This window comes from Kitasatospora sp. LaBMicrA B282, from assembly GCF_050325825.1.
Lineage (GTDB): Bacteria > Actinomycetota > Actinomycetes > Streptomycetales > Streptomycetaceae > Kitasatospora.
Window position 1 is genome coordinate 1 of the sequence record NZ_JBNQTI010000101.1, and the last position, 17,015, is coordinate 17,015.

13 protein-coding genes and 1 rRNA gene are annotated in these 17,015 nt (G+C 74.2%); 7 read left to right on the forward strand and 7 right to left on the reverse strand.

Annotation, left to right across the window (positions count from 1 at the left end):
• Window positions 1-115, forward strand: a 5S ribosomal RNA gene (rrf, locus tag ACQRUO_RS25105); the annotation flags it as partial.
• A gap of 57 nt (window positions 116-172) precedes the next feature.
• On the opposite strand, the gene ACQRUO_RS25110 is transcribed toward rrf, so the two are convergent.
• A complete protein-coding gene (locus ACQRUO_RS25110; protein ID WP_428318313.1) occupies window positions 173-625 on the reverse strand; it encodes an N-acetyltransferase family protein in 453 nt (150 codons plus the stop codon).
• Window positions 626-687: 62 nt separating this feature from the next.
• Window positions 688-1,476 carry a VOC family protein gene (locus tag ACQRUO_RS25115; RefSeq protein ID WP_428318314.1) on the reverse strand — a complete coding sequence of 263 codons (789 nt, stop codon included), beginning with the start codon at window positions 1,474-1,476 and terminating at the stop codon, window positions 688-690.
• Between the two features lie 194 nt (window positions 1,477-1,670).
• Here ACQRUO_RS25115 and recD2 point away from each other — a divergent pair, with 194 nt between their 5' ends.
• From recD2 to ACQRUO_RS25130, 3 genes are all read left to right on the forward strand, one after another.
• The gene (gene recD2, locus ACQRUO_RS25120) at window positions 1,671-3,908 is read left to right on the forward strand and encodes an SF1B family DNA helicase RecD2 (protein WP_428318315.1); all 2,238 of its coding nucleotides are present in this window, start codon (window positions 1,671-1,673) and stop codon (window positions 3,906-3,908) included.
• A 234-nt stretch (window positions 3,909-4,142) separates the two neighbouring features.
• Window positions 4,143-5,432: a citrate synthase gene (locus tag ACQRUO_RS25125; RefSeq protein WP_428318316.1), complete on the forward strand. Its 1,290-nt coding sequence runs from the start codon at window positions 4,143-4,145 to the stop codon at window positions 5,430-5,432.
• Between the two features lie 521 nt (window positions 5,433-5,953).
• Complete coding sequence (locus ACQRUO_RS25130) at window positions 5,954-6,673, forward strand: SDR family NAD(P)-dependent oxidoreductase (protein ID WP_428318317.1); 720 nt, start codon at window positions 5,954-5,956, stop codon at window positions 6,671-6,673.
• Window positions 6,674-6,742: 69 nt separating this feature from the next.
• Here ACQRUO_RS25130 and ACQRUO_RS25135 read toward each other — a convergent pair whose 3' ends face one another.
• Together ACQRUO_RS25135 and ACQRUO_RS25140 are read right to left on the reverse strand one after the other, a co-directional pair.
• Window positions 6,743-9,007, reverse strand: coding sequence for a heavy metal translocating P-type ATPase (locus tag ACQRUO_RS25135; protein ID WP_428318318.1), 2,265 nt, complete (start codon window positions 9,005-9,007; stop codon window positions 6,743-6,745).
• 67 nt (window positions 9,008-9,074) lie between these two features.
• A complete protein-coding gene (locus ACQRUO_RS25140; RefSeq protein WP_428318319.1) occupies window positions 9,075-9,293 on the reverse strand; it encodes a heavy-metal-associated domain-containing protein in 219 nt (72 codons plus the stop codon).
• Between the two features lie 256 nt (window positions 9,294-9,549).
• Between ACQRUO_RS25140 and ACQRUO_RS25145 the strand changes: the two genes are divergently transcribed.
• On the forward strand, window positions 9,550-10,716 hold the full coding sequence (locus tag ACQRUO_RS25145; protein WP_428318320.1) for a PP2C family protein-serine/threonine phosphatase: 1,167 nt from the start codon (window positions 9,550-9,552) through the stop codon (window positions 10,714-10,716).
• A gap of 113 nt (window positions 10,717-10,829) precedes the next feature.
• Here ACQRUO_RS25145 and dhaL read toward each other — a convergent pair whose 3' ends face one another.
• Window positions 10,830-11,465 carry a dihydroxyacetone kinase subunit DhaL gene (dhaL, locus tag ACQRUO_RS25150; protein ID WP_428318321.1) on the reverse strand — a complete coding sequence of 212 codons (636 nt, stop codon included), beginning with the start codon at window positions 11,463-11,465 and terminating at the stop codon, window positions 10,830-10,832.
• A 44-nt stretch (window positions 11,466-11,509) separates the two neighbouring features.
• Window positions 11,510-12,505, reverse strand: a complete 996-nt coding sequence (gene dhaK, locus ACQRUO_RS25155; RefSeq protein WP_428318322.1) for a dihydroxyacetone kinase subunit DhaK — start codon at window positions 12,503-12,505, stop codon at window positions 11,510-11,512.
• Between the two features lie 126 nt (window positions 12,506-12,631).
• On the opposite strand from dhaK, the gene dhaM reads away from it, so the two are divergent.
• Window positions 12,632-13,027, forward strand: a complete 396-nt coding sequence (gene dhaM, locus ACQRUO_RS25160) for a dihydroxyacetone kinase phosphoryl donor subunit DhaM (protein ID WP_428318323.1) — start codon at window positions 12,632-12,634, stop codon at window positions 13,025-13,027.
• A gap of 28 nt (window positions 13,028-13,055) precedes the next feature.
• Here dhaM and ACQRUO_RS25165 read toward each other — a convergent pair whose 3' ends face one another.
• Window positions 13,056-14,768: a bifunctional 3'-5' exonuclease/DNA polymerase gene (locus tag ACQRUO_RS25165; protein WP_428318324.1), complete on the reverse strand. Its 1,713-nt coding sequence runs from the start codon at window positions 14,766-14,768 to the stop codon at window positions 13,056-13,058.
• Between the two features lie 137 nt (window positions 14,769-14,905).
• On the opposite strand from ACQRUO_RS25165, the gene ACQRUO_RS25170 reads away from it, so the two are divergent.
• On the forward strand, window positions 14,906-16,933 hold the full coding sequence (locus tag ACQRUO_RS25170) for a M3 family metallopeptidase (RefSeq protein WP_428318325.1): 2,028 nt from the start codon (window positions 14,906-14,908) through the stop codon (window positions 16,931-16,933).
• The last annotated feature ends 82 nt before the right edge of the window (window positions 16,934-17,015 follow it).

The window sequence follows — 17,015 nt, forward strand, 5'->3', positions numbered from 1 at the left end:
CGGTGGTCATAGCGTGAGGGAAACGCCCGGTTACATTCCGAACCCGGAAGCTAAGCCTCACAGCGCCGATGGTACTGCAGGGGGGACCCTGTGGGAGAGTAGGACGCCGCCGAACAATTCTTCAGAAGAAGCCCCCGACCGATCCGGTCGGGGGCTTCTTCGCGTTTGTCCCTCAGAGCTGCTTCTTGAATCCGATGTGCGACCCGGTGAATCCCAGCTTCTCGTAGAAGCGGTGCGCGTCGGTGCGGCTGCGGTCGGAGGTGAGCTGGACCAGGGAGCAGCCAAGTTCGCCGGCCCGTTCGACGGCCCAGTCCATCAGGACGGTGCCGAGCCCGTGGCCGCGTTCGTCGGCGTGCACCCGGACCGCCTCGACGATCGCCCGGGTCGTCCCGGTCCGGGAGAGGCCGGGGATCACGCTGAGCTGGAGGGTGCCGACCACCCGCCCGCCGCGGGTGGCCACGGTCAGGTGCTGGTTGGCGTCGGCGGCCACCCGCTCCCAGGCCGCGTAGTAGGGCGCGAGGTCGTCGGGGGTCTCGCGGCCCGCGGCGACCGAGTCGGCGGCGAGCATCGCGACGATGGCGGGGATGTCGGCGGCGGTCGCCGGGCGGATCTCAAGATCGTTCATGCCGGTCACCCTACGGCGGACCCGCCGACCCGCTCGACGGCCCGCCCTGGGACGGTCCGCCCTCAGGAGGCCTGGGCACCCTTGATGACGGCGAAGACCGCACCGTGCGGGTCGGCGAGCTGGGCGAACCGTCCGACGCCCGCCTCGTCCACCGCGGGGCTGCGCTGGGTGCCGCCGAGTTGCAGCGCCAGGGCGATGGTGGCATCGGCGTTCTCCACCTCGAAGTACGGCTGCCAGTAGGAGCCGGCACCGGCCGTCCGGTCCTCGGCCACCAGGCCGACGATGCCGCCCTGGCTGGCGTCCGTGCCGCCGCCGGCGGGGTTCACCACGGTGTAGGTGAAGTCGCCGAACGGCACGTCCTGGGTCAGCCAGCCGAAGACGGTGCCGTAGAAGGCCTTGGCCGCCGCCGGGTCGGTGGTGTGCAGCTCGGTCCAGCTGAGCGTGCCGACGGAGGTGACGGCGTCCAGCCCGGCGGTGTCGCCGGGCTGCCAGACGGCGAACCGCGCTCCGGTCGGGTCGGTGAAGCCGGCCATCCGGCCGTGGCTGAAGACGTCGAAGGGCCCGACCCGCACGGTGCCGCCGGCCTGTTCGACGAGCTCGGCGGTCTGGTCGGCGTCCTCGGTCTGGAAGTACAGCGTCCAGGCCGAGGAGGCGCCCTGCTCGGTCAGCGGGCCGATCGCGGCGACGGTCCGGCCGGCCTGCCGGAAGAAGCCGTAGCCGCCGGCATCGGGCCCGGCCGAGGCGAAGGTCCAGCCGAAGAGGGCGCAGTAGAAGGCCTGGGCGGCGTCGGTGTCGGGGCTGCCCAGGTCGAGCCAGTTGGGCGTGCCGGGGCTGTAGGACGTGGTGAGCATGGTGGGTCCGCTCCTCTGCGGTCCGCAGCGCCGGGCGGCGGCGCCGGGCAAGGCGAATGGGTCCTCCTCTGTCATCGTCGGCCCTGCCCGGGCGGGTCACAATCGCGGGCCCGGGGTGTCCGCCGGGCGCGGTAGCGTGCATCGGGCAGGGTGCAGGCGGTGCGCGTGCGGTAGCGGCGTTAGGGGGTCCCCGGATGGCGGGGCAGCAGTCCACGGCCCAGGTGCCCGGCCAGCGGCAGCTGGCCGAGCTGGAGGGCGTGCTGGAGCGGATCACCTACGCCAACGAGGAGACCGGCTACACGGTGGCCCGGGTGGACACCGGCCGCGGTGGCGGCGAGCTGCTGACCGTGGTGGGCGCGCTGCTCGGCGCGCAGGTGGGCGAGTCGCTGCGGCTGCACGGGCGCTGGGGCTCGCACCCGCAGTACGGGCGCCAGTTCACCGTGGAGAACTACACCACCGTGCTGCCGGCCACCGTGCAGGGCATCCAGCGCTACCTGGGGTCGGGCCTGATCAAGGGGATCGGGCCGCGGTTCGCCGAGCGGATCGTGGCGCACTTCGGCATCGAGACGCTGACCGTGATCGAGGAGCAGCCGGCCCGGCTGGTGGAGGTGCCCGGGCTCGGGCCGAAGCGGACCCGGATGATCGCGGCGGCCTGGGAGGAGCAGAAGGCGATCAAGGAGGTGATGGTCTTCCTCCAGGGGGTCGGCGTCTCCACCTCGCTCGCGGTGCGGATCTACAAGAAGTACGGCGACAGCTCGATCGGGGTGGTGAAGAACGAGCCCTACCGGCTGGCCGCCGACGTCTGGGGCATCGGCTTCCTGACCGCGGACCGGATCGCCCAGGCGGTCGGGATCCCGCACGACAGTCCGGAGCGGGTCAAGGCGGGCCTGCAGTACGCGCTCTCGCAGAGCAGCGACCAGGGCCACTGCTACCTGCCCGAGGAGCGGTTGATCGCCGACGGGGTGAAGCTCCTCCAGGTGGACGTCGGCCTGGTGATCGAGTCGCTGGCCGAGCTGGTGGTCGAGGAGGGGGTGGTCCGGGAGGTCCTGCCGGGCGACGGACAGCAGTCGGTCACCGCGGTGTACCTGGTGCCGTTCCACCGGGCCGAGGTCTCGCTGGCGGGCCAACTGCGGCGGCTGCTGCGGGCCGAGACCGACCGGATGCCGGGCTTCGCCGACGTGGACTGGGGCAGGGCGCTGGCCTGGCTGGCCGAGCGGACCGGTGCGGAGCTGGCGCCCGAGCAGGAGCAGTCGGTCCGGCTGGCGCTGACCGAGAAGGTGGCGGTGCTGACGGGTGGTCCGGGCTGCGGCAAGTCCTTCACCGTCAAGTCGATCGTCACCCTGGCGCTGGCCAAGCGGGCCAAGGTGCTGCTGGCCGCGCCCACCGGGCGGGCGGCCAAGCGCTTGGCGGAGCTGACCGGGCACCAGGCATCGACCGTACACCGACTGTTGGAGTTGCGGCCGGGCGGGGAGGCGGCCTACGACCGGGACCGGCCGCTGGACGCCGACCTGGTGGTGGTGGACGAGGCCTCCATGCTCGATCTGATCCTGGCGAACAAGCTGGTCAAGGCGGTGGCGCCGGGGGCGCACCTGCTCTTCGTCGGCGACGTGGACCAGCTGCCCTCGGTCGGTGCCGGCGAGGTGCTGCGGGACATGCTGGCCGACGAGGGGCCGATCCCCTCGGTGCGGCTGACCAGGATCTTCCGGCAGGCCCAGCAGTCCGGCGTGGTGGTCAACGCGCACCGGATCAACGAGGGCAAGCCGCCGCTCACCGACGGCCTGCCCGACTTCTTCCTCTTCGTGGAGGACGACACCGAGCGCGCGGCCGGCCTGGTGGTGGACGTGGTGGCCCGCCGGATCCCGCAGCGGTTCCGGCTGGACGCCCGGCGCGACGTCCAGGTGCTGGCCCCGATGCACCGCGGCCCGGCGGGGGCGGGCAACCTCAACACGCTGCTCCAGGCCGCGGTCACGCCGGGGCGCGAGGGGCTGCCCGAGAAGCGGTTCGGCGGGCGGACCTTCCGGGTCGGCGACAAGGTGACCCAGATCCGCAACAACTACGAGAAGGGGCAGAACGGCGTCTTCAACGGCACCGTCGGGGTGGTCACCTCGCTCAGCGTGGAGGACCAGCGGCTCACCGTGCTCACCGACGAGGACGAGGAGGTGCCCTACGACTTCGACGAGCTGGACGAGCTCCAGCACGCCTACGCCGTCACCATCCACCGCTCGCAGGGCAGCGAGTACCCGGCGGTGGTGATTCCGGTCACCACCTCGGCCTGGACCATGCTGCAGCGCAATCTGTTGTACACGGCGGTCACCCGGGCGAAGAAGCTGGTCGTCCTGGTCGGTTCGCGCAAGGCGATCGGTCAGGCGGTGCGGGCGGTGAGCGCGGGACGCCGCCATTCAGCCCTCGACCACCGATTGTCCACTAGATGATCACCGGAGGTGAGGTGGGGATAGTGGGCCTTGCGGGGGTATCTTGACGTGAAGAAATTGATGGACCAGCCTAGTCTTGCCGCGATCTTGTGCGGTATGGACTGGCCCGGACGTCGGTTCTTGTAGTGCGAGGCTCTTTTGGGCCACCCCGGGTGCGCAGCCGTCCTCCGGATGGGGGAGGGTGGACGGGTAGGGCACTTGGAAGCGGATTTTCATATCGTCGGTGAGGAAGACGTGAGCGACAACTCGGTAGTACTGCGGTACCAGGACGGCGAGTACGAGTACCCCGTCGTCGAGAGCACTGCTGGGAACTCCGGCTTCGACATCTCGAAGCTGCTCCCGCAGACCGGCCTGGTCACCCTGGACAACGGCTTCGGCAACACCGCTGCCTACAAGTCCGCGATCACCTTCGTGGACGGTGACAACGGCATCCTCCGTTACCGCGGGTACCCGATCGAGCAGCTGGCCGAGAACGGCAGCTTCATCGAGACCGCGTACCTCCTGATCAACGGTGAGCTCCCGACCGCCGACCAGCTGGCGGAGTTCAACAGCGAGATCACCCAGCACACCCTGCTGCACGAGGACGTCAAGCGCTTCTTCCAGGGCTTCCCGCGGGACGCGCACCCGATGGCGATGCTCTCCTCGGTGGTCGGCGCGCTGTCCACCTTCTACCAGGACAGCCACAACCCGTTCGACGCCGACCAGCGCCACCTGTCCACGGTGCGCCTGATCGCCAAGCTGCCGACGATCGCCGCCTACGCCTACAAGAAGGCGATGGGCCAGCCGTTCGTCTACCCGCGCAACGACCTGAGCTACGTCGAGAACTTCCTGCGGATGACCTTCGCGGTCCCGGCCCAGGAGTACGAGCTCAACCCGGTGATCGTCAACGCGCTGGACAAGCTGCTGATCCTGCACGCCGACCACGAGCAGAACTGCTCCACCTCGACCGTGCGCCTGGTCGGCTCCAGCCACGCCAACCAGTTCGCCTCGATCTCGGCCGGCATCTCGGCGCTCTGGGGCCCGCTGCACGGCGGCGCCAACCAGGCCGTGCTGGAGATGCTGGAGCAGATCCAGGCCGACGGCGGTGACGTCGACGCCTTCATCCGCAAGGTGAAGAACCGCGAGGACGGCGTCAAGCTGATGGGCTTCGGCCACCGCGTGTACAAGGCCTTCGACCCGCGCGCCGCGCTGGTCAAGGGCCTGGCCCACGACGTGCTGGCCCAGCTCGGCAAGTCGGACGAGCTGCTGGAGATCGCGCTCAAGCTCGAGGAGCACGCGCTCAACGACGACTTCTTCATCTCCCGCAAGCTGTACCCGAACGTCGACTTCTACACCGGCCTGATCTACCGCGCGATGGGCTTCCCGACCAGCATGTTCACCGTGCTGTTCGCGCTCGGCCGGCTGCCGGGCTGGATCGCCCACTGGCACGAGATGATCAACGACCCGACCAGCCGGATCGGCCGTCCGCGTCAGATCTACACCGGCACCGCGATCCGCGACTACGTCGCGCTCGACAAGCGCTGACCCCGCCGTGCGGCCCCGAGCCGCACGGTGCCGGACACACCGAAGGCCCCGCAGCTGCTGCTGCGGGGCCTTCGGCCTGTCCGCGGCCCGAAGAACGCGGGAGGTGACGGCGCACGGCGGCCCGGGAGCGGGCGGACCCGGGAACGGCCGCTCAAAGCGTTCCAGGTCCCACCCAGCGCCCGGTGGCGCCGTGCGCGCCCGGGGCCCCCGCCGGAGCCCCGTGGCCGGCGGTCGACCACGGGTGCGCGACACATCCAGGGGATGTGTGCCGCGCGGTGCCGTTCCGCAGTCGTCCGCCGCTCTCACCAAGGTAAGACGTATCAGGCCCGGCAAAGTTACGTCGAGACGGTGTGAGTTGGCTCTCGCTTCGCGAGACGCCCACTGGGGCGCCCGCCCATACCACACGCTCCTGGGAGCCGAGCGTCACCCTCCCCGCAGTCATGGCAACCCAGCGTGATAGGAATCGTGGCAATCCGGTACGGACAGGGCGGGCCGGACCGACTGGGCGGGAGTGAGGGCGGATGGCCAGGAACGTTGTCGTCACCGGCGGTGGCACCGGGATCGGCCTGGAGATCGCCCGGCGGTTCGTCGACGCGGGGGACGCCGTGGTGATCGTCGGCCGCCGCCGCGCGGTGCTGGACGCCGCGGCGGGCAAGCTGGGCGACCGGGTCACCCCGCTGGTCTGCGACCTGGCCGACCCCGACGAGGTGGAGGCGGCGCTGGCCGCGCTGCCGGCCCGGATCGACGTGCTGGTCAACAACGCCGGCAGCCGGGAGACCGGCTTCGGGGCCGGCCCGCACGCGCTGCTGGCCCGCTGGCGCGGCGACTTCGAGCGCAACGTGCTGACCGCGGTGCTGCTCACCGAGTCGGTGCGCGAGCGCCTCACCCCGGGCGAGGGCCGGGTGATCACGATCAGCTCGATCGCCGCACTGCGCGGGGCCGGCTCCTACGGCGCGTCCAAGGCCTCGCTGCACGCCTGGAACCACTTCCTGGCCGCCCAGCTGGGCCCCTCCGGGATCACCGCGAACATCGTGGCCCCCGGCACGGTGGCCGGCACCGAGTTCTTCGGCCCCCGGCTGGACGAGGCCGAGGTCTCCCGCCGGGCGGCCCGCACCCTGCTGGGCCGGATCGGCGAGACCGGCGAGGTGGCGGCCGCGGTGCACTTCCTGGCCTCGCCCGAGGCGGGCTTCATCACCGGCGAGATCCTGCACTGCAACGGCGGCGAGCTGCTCGGCCGCTGACCCGCCTCGGGCCGGACACCCCCTGGGGGTATCCGGCCCCTGCGGTCCCCGGCGGTTGCGCGCTCGGGGTCAGGCGCCGAAGCGGCGCAGCCGCAGGCTGTTGCTGACCACGAAGAGCGAGGAGAAGGCCATCGTGGCGCCGGCCACCATCGGGTCGAGCAGGCCGGCGGCGGCCAGCGGCAGGGCGGCGACGTTGTAGGCGAAGGCCCAGAACAGGTTGCCCTTGATGGTGGCCAGGGTGCGGCGGGAGAGCCGGATCGCGTCGGCGGCGACGAGCAGGTCCCCGCGGACCAGGGTCAGGTCGCCGGCCTCGATGGCCGCGTCGGTGCCGGTCCCCATGGCCAGCCCCAGGTCGGCGCGGGCCAGTGCGGCCGCGTCGTTCACGCCGTCGCCGACCATCGCCACCACGTGGCCCGCCCGCTGCAGCCGCTCGATCACCGCGACCTTCTGCTCGGGCAGCACCTCGGCGATCACGTCGGCCGGCTCGATGCCGACCTCGGCGGCCACCGCGCGGGCCACCGCCGCGTGGTCGCCGGTCAGCAGCACCGAGCGCAGCCCGAGTTCGCGCAGCCGGGCCACGGCCGCCGCGCTGGTCGGCTTGACCGTGTCGGCCACCTCCAGCACGGCGCGGGCCGCGCCGTCCCAGCCGACCACGATCGCGGTCCGCCCGGCGGCCTCGGCGGCCGCCTTGGCGTCGGCCAGTTCGGCGGCCAGCGGCTGTCCCTGGTCGGCCAGCAGGCTCTCCCGGCCGGCCAGCACGAGGTGCCCGGCGACCGTGCCGCGCACCCCGAGACCCGGCAGGTTCTCGAAGTCCGCGACGGCGGGCAGCTCGCCCAGCCGCTCGGTCGCGGCGGCCGCCACGGCCCGGGCGATCGGGTGCTCGGAGGCGTGCTCCAGGGCGCCGGCCAGCCGCAGCGCCTGCTCCTCGGAGGTGCCGGTGGCGGTGTGCACGGCGGTGAGCGCCATGCTGCCGCGGGTCACCGTGCCGGTCTTGTCCAGCACGATGGTGTCCACCCGCCGGGTGCTCTCCAGCACCTCGGGGCCCTTGATCAGGATGCCCAGCTGGGCGCCGCGCCCGGTGCCGACCAGCAGCGCGGTCGGGGTGGCCAGGCCCAGGGCGCACGGGCAGGCGATGATCAGCACCGCGACGGCGGCGGTGAAGGCCGCGGCGGCGCCGCCCCCGGTCAGCAGCCAGCCGGCCAGGGTGCCCAGCGCGAGCAGGATCACCACCGGGACGAAGACCGCGGAGATCCGGTCGGCCAGTCGCTGCGCGGCGGCCTTGCCGTTCTGCGCCTGGGCGACCAGCTCGGCCATCCGGGCCAGCTGGGTGTCGCCGCCCACCCGGCGGGCCTCCACCACCAGGCGGCCGCCGGCGTTGACGGTGGCGCCGGTGACCCGGTCGCCGACCGTCACCTCGACCGGGACTGACTCGCCGGTCAGCATCGAGGCGTCCACCGCGGAGGCGCCCTCGACCACCACGCCGTCGGTGGCGATCTTCTCGCCGGGGCGGACCACGAAGCGGGAGCCGACGCCCAGTTCGGCGATCGGGATCCGGACCTCGCGGCCCTTCCGGAGCACCGCCACGTCCTTGGCGCCCAGGTCGAGCAGGGCGTGCAGGGCGGCCCCGGCCCGCCGCTTGGAGCGGGCCTCCAGGAAGCGGCCGAGCAGCAGCAGCGTGGTGACGCCGGCGGCGGTCTCCAGGTAGAGGGTCGAGCCGGCGTCGGCGCGGCCGATGGTCAGGCTGAAGGCGTGCTTCATCCCGGGCCGGCCGGCGTCGCCGAGGAAGAGCGCCCAGAGCGACCAGCCGAAGGCGGCCAGGGTGCCGAGCGAGACCAGGGTGTCCATGGTGGCCGCGCCGTGCCGCAGGTTGGTGCCGGCCGCCCGGTGGAAGGGCCGGCCGCCGTAGGCCACCACCGGGCCGGTGAGGGCGAAGGCCAGCCACTGCCAGTTGGTGAACTGCAGCGCGGGGACCATCGAGAGCAGCACCACCGGGACGGTGAGCGCGGCGCTGACCAGCAGTCGCTGCCGCAGCGGGTCGTCCTCGCCGGCAGCCGCCGGGGCGGCGGGCGCGGCGCCGGGCCGGGGGGCCGGCGGCGCGGGCGGTTCGGCGGTGTAGCCGGTCCGTTCCACGGTGGCGATCAGGTCGGCCACCGTGGTGCCGGGGCCGAAGTCGACCCGGGCCTTCTCGGTGGCGAAGTTGACCGTGGCCGTGACGCCGTCCATCCGGTTCAGCTTCTTCTCGATCCGGGCGGCGCAGGAGGCACAGGTCATGCCCCCGATCGAGAGCTCGACGCGGTCGCTTATGCCGGCGGGGGCGGTGGTGGCGGTGCTCATCGGACGGCTCCTTCGCGGGGTCTGGGGTCGGGGGGCGGTGGCCGGGCCGCGCCCCCCGGGGCCGGGGTCAGGCGGCCGGGCCGACCAGTTCGTATCCGGCCTCGTCGATCGCCGCGCGGACGTCGGCGAGCGCCAGCGGCTGCTCGGAGGAGACGGTCACGGTGCCGGCCTTGGCGTCGGCGGCCACCTCGGTCACCCCGGTCAGGGTGGAGAGCTCGGCGCTGACCGACTTCTCGCAGTGGCCGCAGCTCATGCCGGTGACGGTGTAGGTGACGGTGCTGGACATCGCAGCCTCCAGAGTGGGTGGGGCGCCGGGGGTCGACGGCGCCGTACGGTCAAGAACACGATACCCCCTAGGGGTATTCCGTGGGGAGGTCGGACGGACGGGCCGGTGAGACGGTCGCCACAGTCCGACGACCGACAGTAGTCGCACCTGCACCAGGCGTCGGTCTCCGCCGCTCGAGGTCACCCGGAATGGCGCTGGGTGACCGGCTCCGGCGGCGGAGCGGCGGTCGGCGGTGAATGTCCGTAATGTTCGGAACGTGTTCAGCTTCCGCCGCCCCAGCCGGCCGCTGGCCTCCGCCGTGCAGGGGTTGCCCCGGACCCGGCGGCGGCGTGCACTGGCCGCCGTCGACCTGCGCGACCTGTCCTGGCAGCGGCGCGCCACCCCGGCCCTGCTGGCGATCGTCGGGGTCACCGTCGCCGACCTGGCCACCGGCAAGGAACGGTACCTGGCGCCGCTGATGACCGTGGTGCCCTCGATCGCCGCGCTCACCCTCTCCGCGGTCGGCGTGCTCGCGGTCTGTTCGGTGGGCCTGGTCGCGCTGATCGGGCTCAACCGCTACGACGAGGTGACCGCGGCGCAGGACCAGCGCTTCCTCTTCGGCTCGATGATCACCTACGCCGCGCTCACCCTGTTCAGCGCCTACGTGGCGGAGCTGCGGATGCGCCGGGCGGCCTCCTTCGCCGCGGTCAGCTCGGTGGCCGAGGCGGCCCAGCGGGCCCTGCTGCGCCGCCCCGGGCCCGAGGTCGGCCCGCTGCGGCTGGCGGTGCGCTACGCCTCGGCGGCCGACGAGGCGCGGATCGGCGGTGACCTGTACTCCGTGCTCGACACCCCGCACGGCACCCGGGCGGTGGTCGGCGACGTGCGCGGCAAGGGGCTGGACGCGGTGCAGACCGCCGCCGTGGTGCTCGGCGCCTTCCGGGAGGCCGCCTACGACGAACCGGGCCTGCGCGGGGTCGCCGCCCGGATCGAGGCGAGCGTGGAACGGCACGCGCCGGACGGCGAGTTCACCACCGCACTCTTCGTCGAGGTGCGCGCCGGCGAGGCGGTCGAGCTGCTCCAGTACGGACACGTGCCGCCGCTGCGGGTGGCCCCGGACGGCTCGGTGACGGTGCTGGACTCGCCCGATCCGTGGGTGCCGCTGGGCCTGGGCCGGCTGGCCACGGGCCGGCCGCAGAGCTGGCAGCAGCCGTTCGGGGCCGGGGACGTGCTGGTGCTCTGCACCGACGGGGTGGTGGAGGCGCGCGGGCACGGCACCGGCGAGTTCTACCCGCTGGAGCACCGGGCCGGCCCGCTGGTCGCCGGGGCCGGCGGCACGGTGGCCGAGCTGGAGGCGGCGGTCGGGCGGCTCTACGCCGACCTGCTCGGCCACACCGGCGGGGAACTCGACGACGACGCGCTGCTGCTGCTGGTCAGCCGGGACTGAGCCGGCCGCACCGGGTCCTCGCGGAGCTCAGCGGGGGAGGTCCGCGGGCAGCTCAGCGGGCGGAGCAGTTCAGCTGGCAGGGCAGGGCAGCTCGGCGGGCAGCGCAGCTCAGCTCAGCGGGCCACGTCGGCGAAGGCCCGGAAGAGCAGCGCCGTCGAGGTGGCCCCCGGGTCCTGGTGCCCCTCGCTGCGCTCACCCAGGTAGGAGGCGCGCCCCTTGCGGGCCCGCAGCGGCACCGTGGCCCGGGCCCCCGCCTCGGCGGCCTCGGCCGCCAGCGCGCCGGCCTCGCGCAGCGTGAAGCCGTCGAAGGCGGCCCGCTCCAGCGCGGCCACCGCCGGCTCGAAGGCGTCCACCATGGTCTTGTCGCCGACCACCGCCCCGCCCAGCTTCTGCACCGCGACCAGGCCCGCGCGCAGCGCGTCGGCGAGCGCCGACAGGTCCGCGGCCGGGGCCGGCAGCGCCGCCCCCGCGCTGCGCAGCGCGCTGCCGAAGAGCGGCCCGGAGGCCCCGCCGACCTTGGCGATCAGGGTGCTGCCGGCCTTGGTGAGGACGGCGCCGGGCGGGGTGTCGGCGGGCAGTTCGTCGAGTGCGGCGGTGACGGCGGCGAAGCCGCGGCGCAGGTTGGTGCCGTGGTCGCCGTCGCCGATCGCGGTGTCCAGCGCGGTCAGCTCCTCGTGCCGCTGCTCCACGGCGGCGGCTGCGGCGCGCAGCCAGGCGAGGGCGAGTTCCTGGTCGAAGTCGTTGCGCATCGGGGTCCTCGAGGGGGTCCTGGGGGTGGCGGGTTCGGGTGCGGTCAGGCGCGGTGCAGGGCCGGGGTGCGGACCGGGGCGTCCCACAGCTCCAGCAGCTCGGGGTCGGCCTTGGTCAGGGTCAGCGAGAAGCCGGCCATGTCCAGGCTGGTCACGTAGTTGCCGACCAGGCTGCGGGCGATGGTGATGCCGCGCTCGGCCAGTCGGGCGGCCACCTCGCCGAAGACCACGTACAGCTCCAGCAGCGGGGTCGCGCCCAGGCCGTTGACCAGGGCGATCACCGCGTCGCCCGCGGACAGGGTGTGGTCGGCCAGCACGGTGTCCACCACCTCGGCGACCAACTCGCGGGCCGGGCGCAGCGGCTCGCGGCGTCGGCCGGGCTCGCCGTGGATGCCCACGCCCACCTCGATCTGGTCCTCGGGCAGGTCGAAGCCGGGGCGGCCGGCGGCCGGCGTGGTGGCCGCGGTCAGGGCCACCGCGAAGGAGCGGGAGGCGGCGACCGCGCGCCGGCCGACCTCGGCCACCTCGGCAGCCTTGGCGCCGCGTTCGGCCAGTGCGCCGGCCACCTTCTCCACCACCACGGTGGCGCCGGTGCCGCGCCGCCCGGCGGTGAAGGTGGAGTCCTGCACTGCGACGTCGTCGTCCACCAGCACGGTGTGCACGGTGCGGCCCTCCTCGGCGGCCAGTTCGGCGGCCAGCGCGAAGTTGAGCACGTCACCGGTGTAGTTCTTGACCACCAGGACCGCGCCGGCGCCGCCGTCGGTGGCCCGCAGCGCGGCCAGCACCTGGTCCGGCACCGGGGAGGTGAAGACCTCGCCGGGACAGGCGGCGTCCAGCATCCCGGGGCCGACGAAGCCGCCGTGCAGCGGCTCGTGGCCGGAGCCGCCGCCGGAGACCAGCGCCACCTTGCCGGGGCGCGGCACGTCCGCCCGGTGGATCACCCGCTGCTCCCGGTCCACGGTCAACTCCGGGTGGGCGGCGGCGATCCCGGCGAGGGCGTCGTCGAGCACCGAGTCGGGGGTGTTGATCAGCTTCTTCACGGCGGCAGCTCCCTTCGGCGGACGCCGGCGCACAGGGCCGGCCCGTTGCCGAACCTACGCCACGCGGGTGCCCTTCCTCATCCGTTCGCGCCGATCTGGCGTGGCGCCCGCACTACTCTTCGGCGCATGAGGACTTCGGTGGGAATCGTGCTGGTGTCGCACAGTCCGCTGCTCGGGGCGGGGGTACGCGAGCTGGTCGAGCAACTGGGCGGGGGGAGCGCGGTGGTGGCGGTCGCCGCCGGCACCGAGGACGGGGAGCTCGGCACCAGTTCGGAGCTGATCGCGCAGGCGGTGCGCGAGGTGGACGGCGGGGCCGGCGTGGTGGTGCTGCCCGACCTGGGCAGTGCGGTGCTCACCGCCCGGGCGGTGCTGGCCGAGTTGGGGCGGGCGGAGGAGGTGGTGCTGGTCGACGCGCCGTTCGTGGAGGGCGCGGTGGCGGCCGTGGTGACCGCCTCCACCGGGGCGGGCCTGGCGGAGGTGGTGCGGGCAGCCCGGGAGGCCTGGCAGGCGCGCAAGAGCTGAGGCCGGCTCAGCACGGCGCGGGCGGCGGTCACTTGGCGTCGGCGTAGCACTCCACCACGGCCGTGCTCATCGGGAACTGCACCGGGGTGGCGCCGAAGACCAGCGTCCGGGCCTCCTCGGCGGCCGCGGCGACGGTGGTGGCGACCTGGTCGGCGAGCGCGGCGGGGGTGTGCACGACCACCTCGTCGTGCTGGAAGAAGACCAGGTGCGGCCGGCCGCCCGGGCCGGACTGCTCGGCCAGCCGTCGGCGCAGCGCGGCCAGCAGGGCCAGCGCCCAGTCGGCGGCGCTGGCCTGGATCACGAAGTTGCGGGTGAAGCGGCCGCGGGCCCGGGTGGACCGGCCGCCCTGCTCGGTGGGCTCGGCGGCCTCGGCCTGGTCCAGCCAGGCGTCCGAGGGCGGCGGGCAGCTGCGGCCGAGCCGGGAGGTGACGATGCCGCCCTCCTCGCCGGTGCGAGCGGCGGCCTCCACGTAGCCCATCGCGACCGGGTAGCGCTGGCGCAGGATGGCCAGCAGCGGGCCGATGTCGCCGCTGGTCTGCCCGTACATCGCGCCGAGCAGGCCGAGCTTGGCCTTGTCCCGGTCGCCCTGGAAGGCGGTGGCCGCCAGCGCCTGGTAGAGGTCGCCGCCGGCCGCGGTGCGGGCCAGCGCGGCGTCCCCGGAGAGCGCGGCCAGCACCCGCGGCTCCAGCTGCGCGGCGTCGGCCACCACCAGGCGCCAGCCCGGGTCGGCCACCACCGCGCGGCGCAGGATCCGCGGGATCTGCAGCGCCCCGCCGCCGCGGCTGGCCCAGCGCCCGGAGACCACGCCGCCCACCACGTACTCCGGGCGGAACCGGCCGCCGCGGGCCCAGGCGTCCTGCCAGGCCCAGCCGTGCGCGGTGTGGATCCGGGACAGCTCCTTGTAGCGGATCATCAGCTCGGCGGCCGGGTGGTCCACTTCGCGCAGCTCCCAGACCCGGGTGGAGGTCAGCCGGACGCCCTGGTCGGCGAAGGCGCGCAGCACCTGGGTGTGCGAGTCGGGGTTGAACGGCTTGCCGCCGAGCGCCTGCTGGAGCCGGACGGCGAGCTCGGCCAGCTTGGCGGGCTGGGTGCCGGGGACGTGCGGGCGCGGGCCGAGCAGCTCGGTGAGCAGCGCGTCGTGCACCTCGGAGCGCCAGGGCAGGCCGTCGAAGGCCATCTCGGCGGCGGCCAGCGCACCGGCCGACTCGGCCGCGGCGAGCAGCCGGAACCGGGCCCGCTCGGCCTCGCCGGCCACCGCCTGCAGCCGGCGCTGCTGGTCGGCGTGCACCGCCAGCACGGCGGCCAGCGGATCGGCGCCGGGCGGCAGTTGCAGCCGGTCGGGGGCGAACAGGGTGTCCTGCGCCTCGGCCGGACCGGACTCCGGCAGGTCGGCCGGGACCGGCAGCCCGCGCAGCCGGGCCCAGGCGGCGCCGAGCGAGCGGGGCGCGCCCCAACGGCCCTCGTGCGCCAGCAGCAGCGCTTCGACCAACCGCAGGTCGTGGCAGCGGCCCAGCCGTGGACCGCCGGGCCGGCCGGCCAGCTCGGGCAGCAGCGGCGCGTACCCGGACTCGGCGGCGGCCCAGATCCAGCGCGGCTGCTCGGCGGCCTCCAGCTCGGCGACGGTGCCGGCCAGCTCTGCGGTGCGCAGCGGGCCGCCGAGCGGCTCGCCCGCCTCGTCGACGCGGTGCAGGCGGCCGCCGCGCCCGTGGGCGTCGGGGACCAGGGCGATCCTGGCGGGCATGGCTGGCTTCCCATCGGGTGGTGCTGGTGCGTCGGGCTGGTCTGGTGCGTCGGGCCGGTACGGCAAGTACTGGTGTACGGCTGGTTCGCCCCCGACCGTAGCGCGCGGGACCGACAGTCCCGCGTAGGGTCTGCGGAATGACCGACAATCCGTTCCTGGCGCCCAGCCCGCTGCCCTACGCGTTGCCGCCGTTCGCCGAGATCCGCACCGAGCACTACCGGCCCGCGCTGGAGGCCGGCATGGCCGAGCAGCTGGCCGAGATCGCGCGGATCACCGCCGACCCGGAGCCCGCGGGCTTCGAGAACACGGTGGTCGCCCTGGAGCGCTCCGGGGAGCTGCTGCGCCGGGTGCTGGCCGTGTTCGACAACCAGACCGCCGCCTGCACCGACGCCGAGCTGCAGCAGCTGGACGCCGAGTTCCGTCCCCGGCTGGCGGCGCACGCCGACGCGATCCACCTGGACCGGGCGCTGTTCGCCCGGCTGGACGCGGTCTTCACCGCGCGCGCCACGCTGGACCTGGACCCGCAGGCGCTGCGGGTGCTGGAGCGCCACCACCTGCGGTTCGTCCGGGCCGGCGCCCGGCTGGCGGCGGCCGAGCAGGACCGGCTGCGCGAGCTGAACGGCGAACTGGCCGTCGCCTGCGCCGCCTTCGAGCGCAACCTGTTCGAGGCGAACGCGGCCGGCGCCCTGGTGCTGGACGACGCCGCGCAGCTGGCCGGCCTGCCGGCGGCGGAGATCGCGGCCGCGGCGGAGAACGGCCGGGCCCGCGGGCACGAGGGCAAGTACGTGCTCAGCCTGCTGAACTACAGCAACCAGCCGGCGCTGGCGCAGCTGACCGACCGGCAGGTGCGCCGCCGGCTGCTGGACGCGGCGCTGGAGCGTGCGGTGACCACCAACGGCCCGTTGGCCGCGAAACTGGCGGCGCTGCGGGCGGAGCGGGCCGCCCTGCTGGGCTACCCGAGCCACGCCGCCTACGTGGTGGCCGAGCAGACCGCCGGCACCGTCGAGGCGGTCGGCGACCTGCTGACCAGGCTGGCGCCGCCGGCGGTGGCCAACGCCGAGCGGGAGCTGGCCAGCCTGCGCGCGGCCGCCGCGGCGGACGGGATCACCGACTTCGGCCCGCACGACTACGCGTTCTACGCGGAGCGGGTGCGCAAGGCCGAGTTCGACGTGGACGGCGCCGCGCTGCGCCCGTACCACGAGCTGGAGCGGGTGCTCTGGGACGGCGTCTTCCACGCGGCCGGCCTGGTCTACGGGCTGCGCTTCACCGAGCGCACCGACCTGGTCGGCTACCACCCCGACACCCGGGTCTTCGAGGTCTTCGAGGCCGACGGCACGCCGCTGGGCCTCTACCTGGCCGACTTCTTCGCCCGCCCGTCCAAGCGCGGCGGTGCCTGGATGGACGCGCTGGTGCCGCAGGACGGCCTGTCCGGCCGCAAGCCGGTGGTCTTCAACAACCTCAACATCACCAAGCCGGCGCCGGGCGGGCCCGCCCTGCTCAGCGACGACGAGGTGCGCACCCTGTTCCACGAGTTCGGCCACGCGCTGCACGGGCTCTTCTCCGACGTGCGCTACCCGCTGCTGGCCGGCACCGAGGTGCCGCGCGACTTCGTGGAGTTCCCCTCGCAGGTGAACGAGATGTGGCTGGCCTGGCCCGAGGTGCGGGCCGGCTACGCGCGCCACCACGAGAGCGGTGAGCCGCTGCCGGCCGAGCTGCTGGCCAAGCTGGCGGCCGCCGAGCGGTTCGGGCAGGGCTTCAAGACCGTGGAGTACCTGGCGGCCGCGGTGCTGGACTGGGCCTGGCACACGCTGCCGGCCGGCGCGCCGGTGGCGGACCCGGTGGCCTTCGAGGCGCAGGCGCTGGCGGCGGCCGGACTGGCGCTGCCCGAGGTGCCGCCGCGCTACCGCACCGCCTACTTCAGCCACCTGTTCGTGGGCGACTACAGCGCCGGCTACTACGGCTACATCTGGTCCGAGGTGCTGGACGCGGACACCGTGGAGTGGTTCCGCGACAACGGGCGGCCGGTCCGGGAGAGCGGCGAGCTGTTCCGGCGCGAGCTGCTGGCGCGCGGTGGCAGCGTGCCGGCGATGGACGCGTTCCGCGCGGTGGTCGGGCGCGACCCGGAGCTCGGGCCGCTGCTGGCCCGGCGCGGGCTGGGCGGCTGAACGGCCGGCGGGGGGGGGGGGGGGGGGGGGGGGGGGACGCACGCCGCCCAGAACTCCCCGCTCTTCCCGCAGCTGCTGGCGC